Raw genomic sequence first — 18662 nt, 5'->3', positions numbered from 1 at the left:
ATCGCGCGTGATCATGAAAGACCTCCTTTCATTCACGTCCGGTATCCGCGCCCACAGACTGAAAAGAGGTGTGGCAACCAAGTTCAGTGAGACAGGTGGGCCTTGCCCTTCCCGCGGATCGGATGCGCCCTGCGAACGAGACCAGCGCTAGCATGGCACCCGTATACTTGTCCAGCGCTCTCAGCTTTCGGGTTCGTAGCGTACGAAGGCAAAGCGGTCGCCCGAGGGCGACCAGTTGGGAACGTTGATCGTTCCCTGCCCGCCAAAGAGCTCGAACAGCACGCGCGCATTGCCGCCGTCCATGTCCATCAGCCGCAGGCGCACGTCGAGGTCCCTTGGATGATCGAACACGTCTCCGTCATAGGAAAGCACCAGCAGCTGCTTGCCGTCCGGCGACGGATGCGGGAACCAGTCGCCGTATGGGCTGTCGGTGATCCGGGTAACGTCGCTGCCGTCGGGGCGGATCCGCCAGATCTGCATGCGACCGGTGCGGCTCGAATTGAAGTAAATCCATTGGCCGTCCGCGGACCAGTCAGGGCCGTCGTTGCGGCCCTCGCCATGGGTCAGCCGCCTCTCTTCGCCGCCATCGACGGAGATGGTGTAGATGTCGAACGCCTGGTCGCGGATGCCGCAATAGGTGAGTGTGCGCCCGTCCGGCGACCAGCCGTGCCAATAGGACGGCAGGTTGCGGGTGATAAGCCGCGGCGCGCCGCCTCTAGCCGGCAAAAGATAGATCGCCGACTTGCCGAACTCGGTCTTGTCGCTGATGGCGATCATCCGGCCATCCGGCGAAATGCCATGGTCGTTGTTACAGGCCGTTGCAAAGCCGGTATCGATTTCGATCGGCTGCGAACCGTCGAAGCCGAGGCGATACAGGCGACCGTCATCGTTGATAACAAGGTGCGATCCGTCCGGCGACCAGTTCGGCGCCTCGACCAGCCGGTCCGTCTGCCATACGACCTCAATTTCGCCGCTGCGGATATCGTAAGTCTCGACGGAGCTGCGCATCATTACCCCCGGTCGCGAAAGCGGTTGGTGATCGGGTAGCGCCGGTCGCGTCCAAAGTTCTTCTTGGTGATCTTGACGCCAGGCGCCGACTGCCGGCGCTTGTACTCGGCGATGTAGAGCAGGTGTTCGATCCGGTGCACGGTCGCCTCGTCATGGCCGCGGGCAACGATCTCGTCCGTCCCCATCTCCTTTTCGACCAGGCATTCCAGTATATCGTCGAGCACCGGATAGGGCGGCAGCGAATCCTGGTCGGTCTGGTTGGGCCGAAGTTCCGCCGAAGGCGCCTTGTCGATGATGTTGACCGGGATGACCACACCGGAAGGGCCGAGCGCGCCCGGCGGCACGGTCGTGTTGCGCCAGCGCGAGATCGCATAGACCTCCATCTTGTAGAGATCCTTGATCGGGTTGAAGCCACCGTTCATGTCGCCATAGAGCGTGGCATAGCCGACCGACATTTCCGACTTGTTGCCGGTTGTCACCACCATCGAACCGAACTTGTTGGAGATCGCCATCAGGATGGTGCCGCGTGTGCGGCTCTGCAGGTTCTCCTCCGTGATACCGGATTCGGTGCCTTCGAACATATCGGACAGCGCGCCGAGGAAACCCTCGACCGGCTCGGAGATCGGCACGATGTCGTAGCGGCAGCCGAGTGCGGCGGCGCACTCCTTGGCGTCCTTCAGCGACTCCTGCGAGGTATAGCGATAGGGCAGCATCACGGTGCGCACCCGTTCCTCGCCGAGCGCATCGACGGCAAGCGCGGCGCAGATCGCCGAATCGATGCCGCCGGAAAGGCCGAGCACGACATTCTTGAAGCCGTTCTTGTTGACGTAGTCGCGGAAGCCGAGCATGCAGGCGCGGTAGTCGGCCTCCTCGCGCTCCGGCAGGCGTGACTTTAGCCCACTCTCGCAGTGCCAGCCGTTCTCGCCCTTCTTCCATTCGACGATGGTGAGCGCCTCCTCGAACTGGCTCATCTGGAAGGCCAGCGACTTGTCGGTGTTGAAGGCGAAGCTTGCGCCGTCGAAGACCAGTTCGTCCTGGCCACCGAGTTGGTTCGCATAGATCATCGGCAGGCCGGTCTCGATCACCTGCTTCAGCACCACCTGGTGGCGCACGTCGACCTTGCCGCGATAATAGGGCGAACCGTTCGGCGACAGCAGGATTTCAGCGCCGCTTTCGGCAAGCGTCTCGCAGACGCCGAGATCGCCCCAGATGTCCTCGCAGATCGGAATGCCGATGCGCACGCCGCGGAAATTCACCGGCCCCGGCATCTCGCCCTGGTCGAACACGCGCTTCTCGTCGAACTCGCCGTAGTTCGGCAGGTCCACCTTGTCGCGGATCGCGATCACCTTGCCGTCGTCGAGCACCGCCACCGAATTGTGCCGCCCGGTCTTGGCGAGCCGCGGAAACCCGATGATGACGCCCGGCCCGCCGTCGGCCGTCTCGGCCGCGAGCTTCTCGACCGCCTGGAGGCAGGCCTTGAGAAAGGCCGGCTTCAGCACGAGATCCTCCGGCGGGTACCCGGAAATGAACAGCTCCGTCAAGAGCAGGAGATCGGCACCCTGGCGGGCCGCGTCGGCGCGCGCCTCGCGCGCCTTGGCGAGGTTTCCGGCGATATCGCCAACCGTCGGATTGAGCTGCGCGACGGCGATGCGAAGGAGCGAGGAAGCGTTTTTATGAGCGGTCATGAGCGGGCCTGCCGGTCTGTTCTGAACGATTGCATCTGACTTTCGCAATGTTCTTTAGCGCAATCGGCGACAAAATACCCACAGGCAATCGCGACAGGGCGAAAAAATCCGAAAAAATCTGATTTTCCCGGTTCTTATCGCCGACGCTTAGAGCGCCCTCACGCGGCGAAAAGCGGCCCCCTTTACCGGTTAAGAAACCATTCATCCCCTGTTCAAAATGACGGGCGTATGACAGTTACACGACGCATTTATGAAATTGGAGAATATGTTGGCTAGTATCGATTCCGCTGTCGCGAGAGGCTCGCGCGTCTATGTCGATAGACCCGGCTTCACCACACGGCACGCCAAGACGCTCGCTTCCACGCGCAGCGCAGTGTTTTCCCTTTTCGTTGCCGCTTCCCTCGTCTTTCTTGTCGAGCTGATCGTTCGCCAGTCGCTGAGCGATGCGCTCGCCTATATCGTCGATCCGACCCGCCCGGCCTTCACCACCATCGGCGTCTTCTTCCTGATCCTTTTGGCCGTCGACGGCATTTTCGGCCGCGAACACAAGTCGGCCGTGGTGCTTGCGCCGCTCGCGATCCTTCCCGCCGTCATCTGCCAGCAGAAACAGGTCTTCCTCTCCGACCCGCTCTACCCGACCGATTTCCTGTTCGGCCGCCAGATCATGGAACTGATGCCGGTTCTGGTGAAGGACCGTCCCTGGACCGCAGTCGGCATCGCCGTCGGCCTCGTGGCCGCCGTGGTCGCGATCGGCCTACTTCTGCGCTTTGCCTGGCGCACCTTCCCGAAGCTGACGAGGCGCGAGCGCATCGCCCGCCTCGCCTTTGCGTTGCCGCTGCTCGTCGCCTTCTGGAACATCATGGACTACAACCAGTTCTCCTGGATCCGTGACCGCCTGAAGGTCATCCCGATCATGTGGGACCAGACCGAGAACTACAAGCACAACGGCTTTGCGCTGGCGTTTGCGATCAACCTGCCGATGGCCAATGTCAGCGCGCCGGCCGGCTACATGGCCGATGCCATCGACCGCATCCCGGTCAAGCCGCTTCCCGCCGGCACCTCGCATCGCGGCAAGCCGGATGTCATCGTGCTGATGAGCGAATCCTTCTGGGATCCGACGCGCCTGCCGAACGTCAAGCTGTCGCCCGATCCGATGCCGACGATCCGCGAAATGCAGTCGGGCAACGTCTTTTCGCCGGAGTTCGGCGGCATGACCGCCAACGTCGAGTTCGAGGCGCTGACCGGCTTCTCCAACGCGTTCCTGCCCTATGGCAGCATTCCGTACCAGCAGTACATCCGCAATCCGATCCCGTCGCTCGCCACCTTCTTCCGCGGCGAAGGCTACGTCTCGCGCGCCATCCATCCGTTCCAGAGCTGGTTCTGGAACCGCACAGCGGTCTACAAGGCCTTCGGTTTCGACATGTTCAAGTCGGAAGAGAACATGCCCGCGATGCAGAAGCGTGGCATCTTCGCCTCGGACGAATCCCTGACCAAGGAAATCATCCACCAGGCTGACGCGATGGACGATCCGTTCTTCTTCTTCGCCGTCACGCTCCAGGGCCACGGTCCCTACGAGGCGAACCGCTACGCCAAAAACACCATCAAGGTCGAAGGTGACTTGCCGGAAGCCGACCGCCAGGTGCTCGCCACCTATGCACAGGGTATCAAGGAAGCCGACGACAGCCTGAAGATGCTGATGGACTGGGCGAAGAACCGGGACCGCGAGACGATCATCGTGCTCTTCGGCGATCACCTGCCGCCGCTCAACACCGTCTACACCAGCACCGGCTTCATGAAGGGCGTCACCGCCGAGCGTAAAGGTTCCAAGGACCAGATGAAGGCGCAGCACGAAACGCCGCTCGTCGTCTGGTCGAACAAGACGGGCCCGAGGAAGAACGTCGGTACCATCAGCCCGGCCTTTCTCTCCTACCAGATCCTGAAGCAGTCCGGTTACGAGCATCCCTACTACACCGGCTTCCTCGGCAAGGTGCACGACCAGTACCGCGTCGTCGACCGCTACATGCTGATCCGCAAGAACGGCAAGGAAGTCGCCGAATGGTCGCGCCAGCCGAAGGTGCCAGCCCTTCTGCGCGACTATCGCTTCCTGCAGCACGACATGATGTTCGGAGACCGCTTCTCGACCGAACGGTTCTTCAAGTCGCACGCCGATCTCTTCGCCAGCGTCGAGACCCACTGATCGAAGCGACCGGAGCGGTCAGCAACCGCTCCGGTCTTCCTGGCATTTTCGCGTACGGCATGATTTCCTTGCGGTGCTGAAGCGCTAGATTGTCTCCGGCCAACACCGGAGACCGCCATGCCGCACTTCAATGACATATCGAAACAGCTTTTCGGCAAGCCGCTCAGCGAGCTCGGAGAGATCGAGCGCCGCATTCTCACCCATGCGCGGGATCGGCGCACGGTCGCGACGGATTCAAATGTCGCCTTCTCGGCAGGCATGTCCTTTGGCGACCGGCTGGCCGACAGCATCGCCCGGGTCGGCGGCTCCTGGAGCTTCATCGTCGGCTTCTGCGGCTTTCTCGTCTTCTGGGTCTTCTTGAACACCGTCTTGCTCGCCGCCGGCGCCTTCGATCCCTACCCCTATATCTTCCTCAACCTGATGCTCTCCATGCTTGCCGCCCTGCAGGCGCCGGTCATCATGATGTCGCAGAATCGCCAGGCCGAGCGCGACCGCTTCGCCGCCTCGAAGGACTACGAGGTCAATCTCAAGTCTGAGGTCGAGTTGATCGCGCTTCATCACAAGGTCGACGATGTGCTGCTGCGCGAGATATCCGAGCTGCGCGCCGACCTTGCAATGCTGAACCAGCAGCTCGCCCGCTACCGTTCCGAACCGGGTCAGGAGTGACCGAAATCGGGATCAAGGCTGAACGATCCTGGCGCCGGCTGGCCCAGTATGGGCCGCCGTGCCTGCGGTTTCGTACGCCTTCGGCACAGGCGCGGCACGGCGCGCCAGGCAGGGCAAAATCTAGCTCACTTTCGTAAACACTAATTCAACCGTGCATACACATTTTGCAACACTGGGGAAAGATGCAGCAATTCAACAACTTATCGGAGTATGAAAAAATTAATATTTGAGGCTCACCTTACGGGTGCAGGGACATTCGAAGAATACAGCAACGTGGGTACGCGGAGATGCTGCAATGTCCAACTTCAAGCGCCTGTTAGGCGGCCGCGACGGCGCCGCTGCCATCGAATTCGCAATCATAGCGCCGCTGTTCTTTCTATGCGTCCTCACGCTGATCGCCTATGGCATCTACCTGAGCGCCGCCCATTCCATCCAGCAGATAGCGGCCGATGCCGCCCGTACGGCGATTGCCGGCCTTTCCCAGACCGAGCGTGAGCGTCTTGCGACCGACTACATCCGGCGCACGACGATGGACCAGGCCTTCATCAAGTCCTCGCGCATGACCGTCACGGTCAGGGACGACGCCAACAACGCCAACCAGTTCACCGTCCGGATCAAGTACGACGCTGGCGATCTGCCGATCTTCAACCTGTTCACATTCGCGATGCCGAGCGAACAGATCGAGCGCTTCGCGACCATACGCATCGGAGGGGTCTGAGATGCAATGGAAACCAACGCGCCTGCCCGCACTTCTACGATCACGTGAGGGGAACATCGGCATCTCGGCCGCTCTGGTCATGCCGTTGATCATCACGTCAATGGCGCTCGGCGTCGACTACGGCTACCTGACCGTACAGAAGCGGGAGATGCAGTCGACCGTCGACCTAGCCGCCATCGCCGCCGCCGCCAACATTTCCCTGGCTGAAAAAGCCGTCCTCACGCACTTCGCCAACAACGGGCTCAACTACGGTGTTTCAACGCCGAACGGCCTGATGACGGTCGATGGCAAGGTCCTGCCGCTTGGCGAGGCGAGCACGGCAAAGGTCGGCGCCGTTGCAACCGTGACGCGCGGACGATATGTGCCCGATCCGTCCGTCGATGCCGGACAACGCTTCGTCAAGGACGCGACCCCGACCGACGCCGTGCAGGTCATGCTGGAAAAGAAGGGTGAGATCTTCCTCGCCTCGATCTTCAGCGCGCCGCCGCAGCTCAATGTCTACGGCACGGCCGCCAGCTCCAAGATCGCAGCCTTCTCCGTGGGCTCGCGCCTCGCCAGCCTCAACGACGGCTTGCTCAACTCTATTCTCGGGCAGATGCTCGGCACGACGATCTCGCTCAAGGTCATGGACTACAGGGCGCTGATCGATGCCGATATCGACATCCAGCCGTTCCTGAAGATCATTGCTACACGGCTGAACCTGACCGCCGCCTCCTATGAAGACGTGCTGAACGCGAACCTGACGATGCCGCAGCTGCTCGCCTCGATGCGCCTCGTCCAGGGCCTTTCGGGCACCGTGACGGCGGCCTTGAAGAGCATCGAGCTTGCGACCGCAAACTGCAAGAAGACGTTCACGCTGGCACAGATCCTCAATCTCGATCCGAAGAAGAGCCTTCGGATCGACGCCGGATCCGACTGGGCCATGCGGGTCAGCGCGCTGCAGCTCGTCTCGGCGGCGGCAGCGATCGCCAACGGCGAGAACCAGATTGCTCTCAACGCCGTCGCGGGTCTGCCGGGCATTGCGTCCGCCAAGGTGAAGCTCGCCATCGGTGAACCGCCGGTCTCGACACCCAGCCATCGCCTCGGCACCCCGGGCGCCGCCGTTCGCACGGCACAGACCCGGCTTGCCGTCGAAGTCAATGTCGACGGCCTTGCCGCCCTTGCCGGCATTCGCATTCGCCTGCCGATCTATGTCGAGCTTGCCTATGCGGAAGCCAAGCTCGCCGATATCCGCTGCTACGGCGGCACGCCGGAGAACGCCTCGGTGACCGTCGATGCCGTGCCAGGCGTCGCCGAAATCGCCATCGGTGACGTCGACCCTGCGGTCCTGTCCAACTTCTCGTCCGATGCGCGCGTTCAAAGAGCACGGCTGGTCGATGCGCTGGTGGTCAAGATCGATGCCCTCGCCCATATCGAGGCGCAGAACCTTAATGTGTCACGCCTGAGCTTCAGCCCCTCGGAGGTCGCCGCCCGCTCGATCAAGACCGTCTCGACGAAGGATATCCTGACGTCGACCACCCAGACGCTGCTCAACAATCTCGATCTCAACATCCAGATCCTGTTCCTCACGCTCGGAAGCCCGACAATTGTGCAGCAGGCGCTCGCCCAGACGCTCGGATCGGTCACCAAGCCGGTCGACGATCTGCTCTACAATCTGCTGCTTCTGGTCGGGGTTCGGGTCGGCGAGGCCGATATTCGGGTGACGGGCGTCAAATGCCAGCCTCCCGTCCTCGTTCAGTGACGGAAAGACATCCGACGGTCGCGGCGCCCAAAGCGAAGAAACTGCCGGGCGCCTCGAACAAAATCGAAAGTTCACACGTTATGAACAAGGTAACTCTGCTATAAGGGTCAGAGTTGAGTGGCGGCTGGCAACCGGGCACCTTGATCGACTGCAGGTTTCCTGACGTTTTGGAACCATGCAGGGGGCAGAGGGATACGGCGATCATCGGGCGTCAGACAGGACGCGTGGCGCTGTGGCATCCAGTGCGCCGCGCGACCATCGGGGGTGTGCGCAGCAGATGAGGGTCGTTGCAGAGAAAGAGGGCGTCGCGCGAGATCAATTGCTCGCCTTCACCAAGGACGATTTCCTTGATCACCGGAGCTTCCGCGCAAACCTCCAGGCCAGCGCCCGCGACCTCATGGCCGCCTTTGACACCTTTCCACGCATCGCGCGCCTGGTCGCCTCTCACCAGAAATGGACGCTTAGCCAGGCGATCTACGCGCTCCATCTCGAACGTGACCCTGCCAACCCCGAGACCGGGATCACCACGGCACGGCTCCTGAAGTTCGTGCACGAGACCGGCGGCGCGAGCCGGAACACGGCTGCGGCCTTCATTGGCGAACTCCTGACCTACAAATTGCTGCGCGACGCCGACGGCGGCCGCGCACGAAAGAAGATCCGCCCGCTTGAGCCGACCGAAGTCAGCGAAGGTGCGATGAAGCGCTGGTTCATCAGTCAGATGGGCACGCTCGACCGATTTGACGGCAAGGGCCGCGTGCAGCGTGTCGAGGCGGACCCTTCCCTCTTCGAAAGCGCGCAGCCGATCGCCACGCGCCTCCTGCTATCGGACCGGCGTTGGGCCCAGCCGCCGGAAGGTGTCGCGGCATTCGTTTGGACCGAATGCGGCGGCCTGCTCCTCGACGACCTGATGGCTCGCCCCGATGGCCTCGATCCGGTGGATGGCAAGGTGTGGGTCGAAGCCAACCTGACGGACCTCGCCACCCACTACATGATCTCCAACACCCATATCCGCCGGATCTTCACCCGCGCTCAGGACGCCGGCCTGCTCGGCCGGCGCACCGAAGGCCCGCGCGGCCAGTTCTGGCTGAGCGAGCGCCTGATCGAGGAATATTGCGACTGGCAGGCGGTCAAGCTTGCCGGGCTTGCGAACGGCTTCGAGCAGGCGGAGCGGCAACTGGCCGGCGACAGCTGAGAAACGTCCCTCAGACCCGCGAGGCAGCGAACTTCGGCAAATCGTCGTTGATCTCGTAGAAGTCGCCCTGATCGGCACAGAAGATATGGTAGCCCGACTTCAGGTCGGTCGGCTTTTCGAAGGCGCCCGCCATGATCGAGGTGTGGTCCTGCCCGTCCGCCTTCCAGAATAGCGCCGAGCCGCAGGTCCGACAAAAGCCACGACCGGCGCTGTCGCTCGCCCGGTACCAGGTGATGTTCTCCTGCCCCTCGACCTCCAGTCCGTCGTTGCGGACATTGGTTGCGGCATAGTAGAGGCCTGTCTGCTTTCGGCACTGGCTGCAATGGCAATAGATCAGCTCGCGCAGCTCGCCATGTGCCTTGAAGCGCACCGCTCCGCAGAGGCAGCCTCCGTTGTGAATGTCCTGCATCATCGCCCCCCAAGGATCGGATCTTCGTGGCACACGCTGCCACGCATGCCCGTGGCGCGCCTGCCGGCCTGCGCCTGTCATTGCTCCAGACACGAAAAAGCCGGGCCAGCTTCCTCAGCCAACCCGGCAGTGTCAAATTCAAAGCAATCGTCCGAGGCTCAGAAAAGCTGAACCACGCCAGATCGTTAGCCGTTGACCACCATCTTCTTTTCGTCGCGGCCACCCTTCATGCGTTCCGCGAGCAGGAAGGCGAGCTCCAGAGCCTGATCCGCATTTAGGCGCGGATCGCAATGGGTGTGGTAGCGATCGGCGAGATCGTCGCCCGAAAGCGCACGCGCGCCGCCGGTGCATTCCGTCACGTCGTTGCCGGTCATCTCGATATGGATGCCGCCCGGATGCGAGCCTTCGGCGCGGTGGATCTGGAAGAAGCTCTCGACCTCAGACAGGATCCGCTCGAACGGACGGGTCTTGTAGTTGTTGAGCGTGATCGTGTTGCCGTGCATCGGGTCGCAGGACCAGACCACCTTCTTGCCTTCGCGCTCGACCGCACGGATGAGGCGCGGCAGGTGCTCGGCCACCTTGTCGTGACCGAAGCGGCAAATCAGCGTCAGGCGGCCGGCTTCGTTGGCCGGGTTGAGCAGATCGATCAGCTCCAGCAGGCCGTCGGCCGTCAGCGACGGGCCGCACTTGAGGCCGAGCGGGTTCTTGATGCCACGGCAATATTCGATATGCGCGTGGTCCGGCTGGCGTGTGCGGTCGCCGATCCAGATCATGTGACCGGAAGTGGCGTACCAGTCGCCGGAGGTGGAATCGACACGGGTCAGCGCCTGCTCGTAACCGAGCAGCAGGGCCTCGTGGCTGGTGAAGAAATCGGTCTCGCGCAGGCTCGGATGGTTTTCCGAGGTGATGCCGATCGCCTTCATGAAATCCATGGTCTCGGAGATGCGGTCAGCCAGCTTGCGGTAGCGTTCCGCCTGCGGGCTGTCCTTGACGAAGCCGAGCATCCACTGGTGCACGTTGTCGAGGTTGGCATAGCCGCCCATGGCAAAGGCGCGCAGCAGGTTCAGCGTCGCAGCCGACTGGCGGTAGGCCATGATCTGGCGTTCCGGGTTCGGAATGCGCGCTTCCTCGGTGAATTCGATGCCGTTGATGATGTCGCCGCGGTAGGACGGCAGCGACACGTCGCCCTGCTTCTCGATGCCCGAGGAGCGCGGCTTGGCGAACTGTCCGGCGATGCGGCCGACCTTCACCACCGGCTGCTGTGCGCCGAAGGTCAGGACAACGGCCATCTGCAGGAAGGCGCGGAAGAAGTCGCGGATCGTGTCGGCACCATGCTCGGCAAAGCTCTCGGCGCAATCGCCGCCCTGCAGCAGGAAGCCGCGGCCTTCGGCGACATTGGCAAGGGCGCTCTTCAGGCGGCGTGCTTCACCCGCAAACACCAGCGGCGGATACTTCGCGAGGCGCGCTTCGGTCGCCTCGAGCGCTGCCAGGTCCGGATAGTCCGGCACCTGCTGGATGGGTTTCTGCCGCCAGCTGTTTGGAGTCCAAGTCTGTGCCATTTCGATCACCTGTTGTCTGCCGCGGAACGCTCCGCGCGGGTCTCGCCCTGACGGCCGAAAAGGCCGCCCGGTATTCGGAAATTTCACTCATCTCCGCGTGGCCTGGCCCGGACGCCGAAGCCCGGGCCACGGTCGCGTTCCAACCGGAAACGCCGCGGAATGCGGGCTTATAGACGTTAAGGAAACGCTTGGAAAGCCATCCGGCCAGATTTCATTGCTTTGCGGGGCGCCGATGGCGAAAGGATATGTCCGCGTGGCGCACGATCCCGAAAGACACCGGCGCCAAGCTGAAAGATTAGTACGCAATATCAACGGGATCGCCGCGCCGATTGCCCGCCGCCCTGCCCTTGGAAACGCCTTCCAAGCAAGGACACCTCTTCATCGGGCCTGTGTTGCGGGATCAGCGCAACAGCGGACAGCGCCGGCCTTTGAACCGGCACCTGGCGCCGGTGCCGCGGGGAGACGCGCCCTGCCCCCGATCCCGCCAAGGAACGAGAACACGGGCAGCACCCAGTGCAGCCCCTTCCATTCCGGACCGTCAAGCGGATCGTCGAGGCCCTTTCGTGATGGACGGCGTTCGTGTTGCAGCACCGTCCAAATGACTGCCCAATGTTCAAACATGGCCTCGCCTCCTTTGCCTTGAGACAAGGGCAGACCTAATGTCCGCGCCACGGACGTTGTAGACGCACCGCTGAAAGACGTCTTTCATCTGCGAAGGGACGCCAAGCGGGTCAACCTGCGTTACGAAGGGACAACCACCGTCATGGAGAGCAAATGAGCGCGGCAGCCTGGGACGATCTCAAACTGTTCTATCATGTCGCGACCGAGGGCGGTCTGACTGGCGCGGCCGCGCGCACCGGATTGAGCGCTCCGACCATCGGCCGGCGGATGCTTGCGCTCGAACGCGCCATCGGCAGGGTGCTGTTCATCCGCAGCCAGCAGGGCTATCGCCTCGCCCACGATGGCCAGATCCTGCTTGAACATGTCCGTGCCATGCGGAGTGCCGCCGACAGCATCTCGGATTGGCACCGCGACGCATTCGCATTGCCGATCGTGTCGGTTGCGAGCGACGCCTGGGTATCGGGCTTCGTCGCCGATCATGCGATGGAGATCCGTGGCCGGGGCGACGGCTTCCGGTTCTGCTGCAAACACATGTCCCGCGGCTTCGACCTCACCTTCCGCGAGGCGGATGTGGCGATCCTCCACGAACAACCGCGATCCGGCAACATCGCCGTCCGTCGCTCGGTCAACATCGCCTACGCGGTCTATCGCGCCGCCAATCTACCGGAGCGTGACGACTTTGCCTGGATATCGGTCGGCACGGAGTCTGCCTGCTCACCGGCCGAAAAATGGGTCTTTCAAAACCGCGAGCAGCAGATCCATACGTGGACGGACAGTCCAGCTCTCGTGCCGCGGCTGATCCGCAACGGCGCAGGGCGTGGCGTCCTTCCGGCTTTCGTCGGTGACAGCGAACCGCTGCTCAGCCGCGAGGGCGGATTGATCGAAGGCCTGACGCATCCATTGTGGATCGCCGCCAACGATGACGATCGACACCGTCCGGAGGTCCGCACGGTCATCGATCGTCTCGCCGAGCTGTTGAAGCGCGAGGAAGCGATGTTTGCTGGCGCGTCAGTCTGAGACGATCAGACCCGCTCACCCTTCCGGATGCGATAGGAAGGCGCGTACATCGTCACCAGTTCCTCGGCCGCCGTCGGATGCACGGCCATCGTCCGGTCGAAATCGTCCTTGGTGCACCCGGCCTTCAGCGAAATGCCGAGCAACTGGGCCATCTCGCCGGCGTCGTGACCGAGAATGTGCGCACCGAGCACCTTTCGGTCGGCGGCGTTGACGATCAGCTTCATGATCATCTTTTCCTTGCGGCCCGAGAGCGTCGCCTTCATCGGCCGGAATTCGGCACGATAGACTTCGAGGTCGTCGAAGCGGCGCGCCGCCTCTTCCTCGCTCAAACCGACCGTGCCGATCTCCGGCTGCGAAAACACGGCGGTTGCGATCATGTCGTGATCGGGCGACGTCGGATTGTTCTTGTATTCGGTCTCGATGAAACACATTGCCTCGTGGATCGCGACCGGCGTCAGCTGTACGCGGTCGGTGACGTCGCCGAGAGCGTAGATGCCGGCTGCGCTCGTGCGCGAGAAGGCATCGACGACGATGGCGCCGCGCTCGTCGGTCTTGACACCGGCAGCCTCGAGGCCAAGTCCGCTGGTGTTCGGCACGCGGCCGAGTGCGAGCAGGATCTGGTCGGCAACGATCTGGCCGTGCTTCTTCGTCTCAGCCACGCGCCGTCCTTCGGCGTCAAGGGAGACCGACTGGATGATATCCTCGCAGAGGATGCGGATGCCCTTCTCTTCCATCGCCGCATGCAGGCCGCGGCGCATGTCCTGGTCGAAGCGCGACAGGATCTCCTTGCCGCGGTAGATCAGCGTCGTCTCGACGCCGAGCCCGTGGAAGACGTTGGCGAATTCGACGGCGATGTAGCCACCGCCGGCAATCAGGATCGACTTCGGCAGCTCGGCGAGATCAAACGCCTCATTCGAGGAAATGCAGTGCTCATGGCCCGGCAGCGCGTCGTGCGGCGTCGGATGGCCGCCGACCGCAATCACGATCCGCTCGGCCGTCACCGTCTTGCCGCTGTCGGCCAGGCGCACCGTGTTCGGGCCGACGAGCTCGGCGCGAGTGTGCAGGATCTCGGCCCCGGCATTGTCGAGCCCCTTCTGATAGAGCCCCTCGAGACGGGTGATCTCCTGCTCCTTGGCGGCAACCAGCTTCTTCCAGTCGAAACGGCTCTCGCCGACCGACCAGCCGAAACCGGCGGCATCCTCGAAATGCTCGGAGAACTGCGAGGCGTAGACGTAGAGCTTCTTCGGCACGCAGCCGCGGATGACGCAGGTGCCGCCGTAGCGGAACTCTTCCGCGATCGCCACCTTCTTGCCGAGGCTGGCTGCAAGACGCCCGCTTCTGACGCCGCCGGACCCGCCACCAATCACGAAAAGATCATAGTCGAAGGCGGGCATGGGCAGTCTCCTGAAAGCAATCTGGCCGTATGGGCGAATGGGAAAACGCGCCGCGCGATCTGGCGGTCAGCGCGCCGTCGGAACGGATCGAAGTCCCCGCGCCGAAGGGCACATATAGTGGTGCCTCACCGAAAAAGAAAAGCCCGGATCGCTCCGGGCTCCTTGAAACGTGATCGTGGTCGGCGGTTATTGCGCCGGTGCCTGGATGGCGCCTTCGGCTGCTGCCGGAGCGGTGCCGACCTTTTCGTCGAGCGACTTCGTCGCTTCCTGGGTCAGGTCGCGCGAAACGCCCGAAGCCCAGATGTCGGCTGCCTTCAACAACTCGCGCGAGGCGATCGGGCCGTCGTTCAGGAGCTTCTTGCCGGCGGCAGAATTGTAGAAATCGGTGATCGCGTTCAGCTCTTCGAGCGAGAAGGTCTTGGCATAGATGGTCGCCGCTTCGTGCTCGAGATCGGAGCGGCGTGCGGCAAGGCTCAGCGCCTTCTCGTCGACGGTCGCGGTGATCAGTTCCTGATGGTTCGGCGAGGCCTGGATCAGCGAGTTCTTCAACCGCTCGGCAAGGTTCGGCAGGATGTTGTCGAAGCTGTTCGTGACGCCAAGAGCGGCAATCGTCGCGCGCGCCGCCTTGATCTGGTCTTCGGAGACGTCCTGGGCCTTCACTGCCGGGACAGACGCGGACAAAAGAACCGCCGTGGCAGCGAAAGTGCGGACAAGACCTGCGAATTTGTTCATGGTTTACCCTTGCTCCTGTGTTTGTCGCATGCTGCCCGGGCGATTGCCGCCGCCAGGCCCGCATGTGTGAAAACCTGTAGTCTTTACCGCTCCCTGCTCCTCATGGAGCATCGAAGCCGGATCACGACGCAGTCAGAATGCGCGCCTTCTCCGGCCCGGCAATGATTGCCAGTGAAGCGATGTCGATGAAAAGCCCGTGCTCGACGACGCCGGGAATGGCATTCAGCTCTCCCGCGAGCGCATCTGCATCAGGAATACGGCCAAAAGATGCATCGAGAATGAGGTGTCCGCCATCGGTCATGAAGGCACCGTCATGGGACTGGCGGACGGTGATTTCGCCCGAAAGTCCAAGGCGTGAAGCCACCTTCTCAATGGCGATGCGCGTCGCCACCTGACCGAAGCTGTTGACCTCTATCGGCAGCTTGAAAGCGCCGAGAACGTCGACGACCTTCGATTCGTCGGCAATGACGATCATCTGCCTGGAAGCCGCGGCAACGATCTTTTCGCGCAGCAGTGCGCCACCGCCGCCCTTGATCAGCCGCAGGCGGCCGTCGACCTCGTCGGCGCCATCGATCGTCAGATCGAGTTCGGGCAGTTCATCGAGCGATTTCAGCGGGACGCCAAGTTCGAGGCAGAGGCGCGCGGTGCGCTCCGAGGTCGGAACGCCCTCGATGCGAAAGCCGGCCGCGACCTTCTCGGCCAGCAACCGCACGAATTCCTCGGCCGTCGAGCCCGTACCGATGCCGAGACGCATGCCGTCCTCGACATATTCCAGAGCCGCAGCCGCGGCCTTGATCTTCATTTCGCGGGCGTCCATGCGCCGGTCGCTCCCTTGTCGTTCTCATGGTCATCGTGACCTGAAGGTCGTCCTTGCCGCAAATGGCCGCGGGACGCCCGTATTCCGCTGAGACACTTACACGCCCGACGAGGCAAACAAAAGTCAAAATGAAATCGCCGCTGGGGATTCCGCTCACATCCCGGCCGATGCTTGCCATTGCATTCTTGCGTTACTTCGCCTACCCGAACGGGCAACGTTTGCAGTCTCATGAGGTCTTTCGGTGTCATCTCCCATTGTCGTCTTCGATCTTGACGGAACGCTTGTCGATACCGCCCCCGACCTGGTCGCCAGCCTCAACCATGCGGTCACGCAAGCCGGCGTCGAACCCGTCACCTATGGGGATCTGACGCATCTCGTCGGTCACGGCGCCCGCGCCATGATCGAGCGCACCTTCGCGCTGCGCAAGAAGCCGCTCGACGAGGCGCTCCTGGAGCGGCAGCTGAAGGAGTTCGTCGATTTCTATCACGGCTCGATGCCGGGCGATTCGCTGCCCTACCCCGGCACCATCGATGCCCTCGACCGCCTCGCCGACGCCGGCTTCAAGCTGGCCGTCTGCACCAACAAGCCGGAAGGGCTCGCGACCCGGCTGCTTGAGCGCCTCGGCCTGATCGATCGCTTCGCCGCCATCTCCGGCGGCGACACGTTCGAAATCCGAAAGCCCAATGCCGATCACCTGCTGCGCACGATCGCCAATGCCGGCGCTGCTGCCGAGCGCTCGGTGATGGTCGGCGACAGCCTCAACGACATTCTGGTTGCCCGCAACGCCCTTGTGCCGTCGATCGCCGTTCCCTTCGGCTACTCCGACGTTCCGATCGAAAGCCTCGAGCCGACGGTCATCATCCAGCACTTCGACGAACTGACGCCGGCGCTCGTGAACGACTTGTTCGACAGGAAATGACAGACAAAAAAAAAGGCCGCTCGAAGCGGCCTTTTTTTGGTTTGCATGCGAGACTAGCCTTCCGCCCCACGGGCGTTGCGCGTCGCCTCGAAGGCGCGGTTCATGTACATGTCGCGCTCATAGACATCGTTGAAGTATTCGACCGCGCCGTCCTTGTTCGGCCAGGCGGTGAAATAGGCAACGTAAACCGGAACCTTGACCGGAACCTGCAGCGCCTTGTTGCGCCCGCCGGCGATCTCCTTGCCGACATCGTCGATGCTCGTGCCGAGCACCGCCGCGGCCATGCGGCGCGGATCGGCCAGGCGCACGCAACCGTGTGAGAGTGCCCGGTTGTCGCGGTTGAAGAAGCTCTTCGACGGCGTGTCGTGCATGTAGATCGCGTGGCTGTTCGGGAACAGGATCTTCAGTTCACCCAGCGCATTGTCGCTGCTCGGCGGCTGGCGAACGGCAACCGAAGCGGTCGAGCCGTACCAGTTGACCGACGAGGACGGGACCGGGCGACCGCCGACTTCGACCTGATAGCCCATGCGGTCGAGGTAGTTCGGATCGCTCCTGAGCTTCGGCAGCATCTCGTTGACGATGATCGACTGCGGCACGCCCCAGTAGGGGTTGACCTCGACGGTCTGGATCTCGTCCTCAAAGAAATAGGTCTGGTTCGTCTTCGAGCCAACGACGACACGCATCGAGAACTGCTCGGCGCCCTTGTCGGTGTAGGTGGCCGTGAAGGCCGGCTGGTTGATGAAGACATAGCGGTCGCCAAGACCGTCCGGAAGCCAGCGCGCCTGCTCCATGGCGATCTCGAGCTTGTTGATCTTGCTCGCCACCGTGTCGCCGCCGGTCAGGAGGCGCAGTGATGCCTGGCCAACGACGCCGTCCGCCTTCAGGCCGTTTTCCTTCTGAAAGGCTTCGACCACCGTCACCAGTTCCGGCGTATAGTCCGGCGTGCCCTGGTAGGCTGCAAGCACCGCAGCATGCTCGGACTTGAGCGTTTCGGAGCCCTTGAGGCGGATCCCGGCCACGATATTGGCAAGCTCGGGATTGCTCTGGCCCGGTTTCAAGAGGGTGCCCGGCGCGATCTCGACGCGTGGCTCGACGCCCTGCTGCGACCGCAGCTTTTCCAATTCGACCGAGAGCGCTGCAAACTGCGCACTCTTCGGGTTCTGATCATTCAGAAGGGTTGCGACATCAGTGCTTGCCGACATCTTGTCGAGAAGCGACGTGAGGTCGACGGACTTGCGCTTGAAGTCGTGGTAGCCGGAAATCTTGTTCGGATCGATGCGCCCGCGGACCGTGTCCTGGACATAGCTGAGCGTTGCGGCCGACAGCGCGATCTCGAACTGCAGCAATTCCTTTTCGCGCGTGATCATGTCGCCGCGATCAAACGCGTCGGCCGGAACCGTAACGGCATAATCCTTCGGGTCGAGGCCGACCGTGCCGGCATCGGCGAGAACCGCGAGTGCGGCCTTCGCCCTGGCGTTGACGCCTTCGGCGCCGATCCAGATGTAGTCCATGCGGGCGCCATAATGGGCCTCGACCGCCTTGGCGACGTCACCGGACGCGCGCACATTGATCTCGGGCAGGAACTGCCGCGCGTCGGCGAGAGCCATACGCAGCATCGGCGGCAGCGCATCGTTGCGCACAGAGCCGGTGACGACGGGATCAAGCAGCTTGTCGGTCGAGATGCGGCGCAGCGGCTCCGCCTTGTAGGTATAATACTTGGGGCCCGTCACCTTCGGCAGCGGCTTGGCCGCGTTCTGCTGCGGGTCCATCATCGTTCCCGCGCCAACGCCCGGAAGCTGCTCGCTCGGCTGAGCCCGCTGGGTCTCGGGCTTTTGCCGGCCGGCCCGGATGAAATCGCCGAACGTGAAGGCCGAAGCCGGCCTCGCATCCATGGTCGCGATCGCACAGCCGCTCATGAGCGCCACGATCGCTGCCGTTTTAAGTACTCTCATATGAAACTACGTCCCCGTATCGCGTTGTCGCCGAA

General features: G+C 62.7%; 15 protein-coding genes. 7 read left to right on the top strand and 8 right to left on the bottom strand.

The window, feature by feature from the left end; translation table 11 throughout:
• Nucleotides 1-180: 180 nt before the first annotated feature.
• Together VGO12_RS01905 and VGO12_RS01900 are read right to left on the bottom strand one after the other, a co-directional pair.
• Entirely contained in the window at nucleotides 181-1008 is an 828-nt protein-coding gene (locus VGO12_RS01905; RefSeq protein ID WP_327511060.1) for a TolB family protein, read from the bottom strand.
• A 2-nt stretch (nucleotides 1009-1010) separates the two neighbouring features.
• Nucleotides 1011-2693, bottom strand: a complete 1683-nt coding sequence (locus tag VGO12_RS01900) for an NAD+ synthase (RefSeq protein WP_327511055.1) — start codon at nucleotides 2691-2693, stop codon at nucleotides 1011-1013.
• Nucleotides 2694-2961: 268 nt separating this feature from the next.
• On the opposite strand from VGO12_RS01900, the gene VGO12_RS01895 reads away from it, so the two are divergent.
• From VGO12_RS01895 to VGO12_RS01875, 5 genes are all read left to right on the top strand, one after another.
• Nucleotides 2962-4890: an LTA synthase family protein gene (locus VGO12_RS01895; RefSeq protein WP_327511054.1), complete on the top strand. Its 1929-nt coding sequence runs from the start codon at nucleotides 2962-2964 to the stop codon at nucleotides 4888-4890.
• Nucleotides 4891-5007: 117 nt separating this feature from the next.
• A complete protein-coding gene (locus VGO12_RS01890; RefSeq protein ID WP_327511053.1) occupies nucleotides 5008-5556 on the top strand; it encodes a DUF1003 domain-containing protein in 549 nt (182 codons plus the stop codon).
• 295 nt (nucleotides 5557-5851) lie between these two features.
• Nucleotides 5852-6274, top strand: a complete 423-nt coding sequence (locus VGO12_RS01885) for a TadE/TadG family type IV pilus assembly protein (protein ID WP_327511052.1) — start codon at nucleotides 5852-5854, stop codon at nucleotides 6272-6274.
• Between the two features lies 1 nt (nucleotide 6275).
• The gene (locus VGO12_RS01880; RefSeq protein ID WP_327511051.1) at nucleotides 6276-8015 is read left to right on the top strand and encodes a pilus assembly protein TadG-related protein; all 1740 of its coding nucleotides are present in this window, start codon (nucleotides 6276-6278) and stop codon (nucleotides 8013-8015) included.
• Between the two features lie 277 nt (nucleotides 8016-8292).
• Nucleotides 8293-9207, top strand: a complete 915-nt coding sequence (locus VGO12_RS01875; RefSeq protein ID WP_327511050.1) for a hypothetical protein — start codon at nucleotides 8293-8295, stop codon at nucleotides 9205-9207.
• 10 nt (nucleotides 9208-9217) lie between these two features.
• Here VGO12_RS01875 and VGO12_RS01870 read toward each other — a convergent pair whose 3' ends face one another.
• Together VGO12_RS01870 and VGO12_RS01865 are read right to left on the bottom strand one after the other, a co-directional pair.
• The gene (locus tag VGO12_RS01870; protein ID WP_327511059.1) at nucleotides 9218-9616 is read right to left on the bottom strand and encodes a GFA family protein; all 399 of its coding nucleotides are present in this window, start codon (nucleotides 9614-9616) and stop codon (nucleotides 9218-9220) included.
• A 185-nt stretch (nucleotides 9617-9801) separates the two neighbouring features.
• Nucleotides 9802-11175: a class II 3-deoxy-7-phosphoheptulonate synthase gene (locus VGO12_RS01865; protein WP_327511049.1), complete on the bottom strand. Its 1374-nt coding sequence runs from the start codon at nucleotides 11173-11175 to the stop codon at nucleotides 9802-9804.
• 774 nt (nucleotides 11176-11949) lie between these two features.
• Here VGO12_RS01865 and VGO12_RS01860 point away from each other — a divergent pair.
• Nucleotides 11950-12813: a LysR family transcriptional regulator gene (locus VGO12_RS01860; protein WP_327511048.1), complete on the top strand. Its 864-nt coding sequence runs from the start codon at nucleotides 11950-11952 to the stop codon at nucleotides 12811-12813.
• Nucleotides 12814-12818: 5 nt separating this feature from the next.
• On the opposite strand, the gene gor is transcribed toward VGO12_RS01860, so the two are convergent.
• The 3 genes from gor to rpiA all read right to left on the bottom strand — a co-directional run bounded on the left by gor (nucleotide 12819) and on the right by rpiA (nucleotide 15756).
• Nucleotides 12819-14207, bottom strand: coding sequence for a glutathione-disulfide reductase (gor, locus tag VGO12_RS01855; RefSeq protein ID WP_327511047.1), 1389 nt, complete (start codon nucleotides 14205-14207; stop codon nucleotides 12819-12821).
• A 186-nt stretch (nucleotides 14208-14393) separates the two neighbouring features.
• Entirely contained in the window at nucleotides 14394-14939 is a 546-nt protein-coding gene (locus VGO12_RS01850; RefSeq protein ID WP_327511046.1) for a DUF2059 domain-containing protein, read from the bottom strand.
• A gap of 121 nt (nucleotides 14940-15060) precedes the next feature.
• Nucleotides 15061-15756, bottom strand: a complete 696-nt coding sequence (gene rpiA / locus VGO12_RS01845) for a ribose-5-phosphate isomerase RpiA (RefSeq protein WP_327511045.1) — start codon at nucleotides 15754-15756, stop codon at nucleotides 15061-15063.
• A 241-nt stretch (nucleotides 15757-15997) separates the two neighbouring features.
• Here rpiA and VGO12_RS01840 point away from each other — a divergent pair, with 241 nt between their 5' ends.
• Nucleotides 15998-16675 carry an HAD family hydrolase gene (locus VGO12_RS01840; protein ID WP_327511044.1) on the top strand — a complete coding sequence of 226 codons (678 nt, stop codon included), beginning with the start codon at nucleotides 15998-16000 and terminating at the stop codon, nucleotides 16673-16675.
• A gap of 53 nt (nucleotides 16676-16728) precedes the next feature.
• Here VGO12_RS01840 and VGO12_RS01835 read toward each other — a convergent pair whose 3' ends face one another.
• Nucleotides 16729-18627 carry a murein L,D-transpeptidase gene (locus VGO12_RS01835; RefSeq protein WP_327511043.1) on the bottom strand — a complete coding sequence of 633 codons (1899 nt, stop codon included), beginning with the start codon at nucleotides 18625-18627 and terminating at the stop codon, nucleotides 16729-16731.
• Nucleotides 18628-18662 lie beyond the last annotated feature (35 nt).

Origin of the sequence: Ensifer sp. (genome assembly GCF_035999135.1) — a bacterium.
Classification (GTDB): domain Bacteria; phylum Pseudomonadota; class Alphaproteobacteria; order Rhizobiales; family Rhizobiaceae; genus Ensifer.
Note: the sequence above shows the minus strand (reverse complement) of the source record. Positions and strands in the feature narration are given on the sequence as shown.

What these genes read in the sequence shown, in the direction of transcription:
- VGO12_RS01900 (WP_327511055.1), bottom strand. Translation starts at nt 2,693, where the DNA reads ATGACCGCTCATAAAAACGCTTCCTCGCTCCTTCGCATCGCCGTCGCG.
- VGO12_RS01860 (WP_327511048.1), top strand. Translation starts at nt 11,950, where the DNA reads ATGAGCGCGGCAGCCTGGGACGATCTCAAACTGTTCTATCATGTCGCG.
- gor (WP_327511047.1), bottom strand. Translation starts at nt 14,207, where the DNA reads ATGCCCGCCTTCGACTATGATCTTTTCGTGATTGGTGGCGGGTCCGGC.
- VGO12_RS01890 (WP_327511053.1), top strand. Translation starts at nt 5,008, where the DNA reads ATGCCGCACTTCAATGACATATCGAAACAGCTTTTCGGCAAGCCGCTC.
- VGO12_RS01870 (WP_327511059.1), bottom strand. Translation starts at nt 9,616, where the DNA reads ATGCAGGACATTCACAACGGAGGCTGCCTCTGCGGAGCGGTGCGCTTC.
- VGO12_RS01875 (WP_327511050.1), top strand. Translation starts at nt 8,293, where the DNA reads ATGAGGGTCGTTGCAGAGAAAGAGGGCGTCGCGCGAGATCAATTGCTC.
- VGO12_RS01835 (WP_327511043.1), bottom strand. Translation starts at nt 18,627, where the DNA reads ATGAGAGTACTTAAAACGGCAGCGATCGTGGCGCTCATGAGCGGCTGT.
- VGO12_RS01880 (WP_327511051.1), top strand. Translation starts at nt 6,276, where the DNA reads ATGCAATGGAAACCAACGCGCCTGCCCGCACTTCTACGATCACGTGAG.
- VGO12_RS01850 (WP_327511046.1), bottom strand. Translation starts at nt 14,939, where the DNA reads ATGAACAAATTCGCAGGTCTTGTCCGCACTTTCGCTGCCACGGCGGTT.
- VGO12_RS01905 (WP_327511060.1), bottom strand. Translation starts at nt 1,008, where the DNA reads ATGCGCAGCTCCGTCGAGACTTACGATATCCGCAGCGGCGAAATTGAG.
- VGO12_RS01865 (WP_327511049.1), bottom strand. Translation starts at nt 11,175, where the DNA reads ATGGCACAGACTTGGACTCCAAACAGCTGGCGGCAGAAACCCATCCAG.
- VGO12_RS01885 (WP_327511052.1), top strand. Translation starts at nt 5,852, where the DNA reads ATGTCCAACTTCAAGCGCCTGTTAGGCGGCCGCGACGGCGCCGCTGCC.
- rpiA (WP_327511045.1), bottom strand. Translation starts at nt 15,756, where the DNA reads ATGGACGCCCGCGAAATGAAGATCAAGGCCGCGGCTGCGGCTCTGGAA.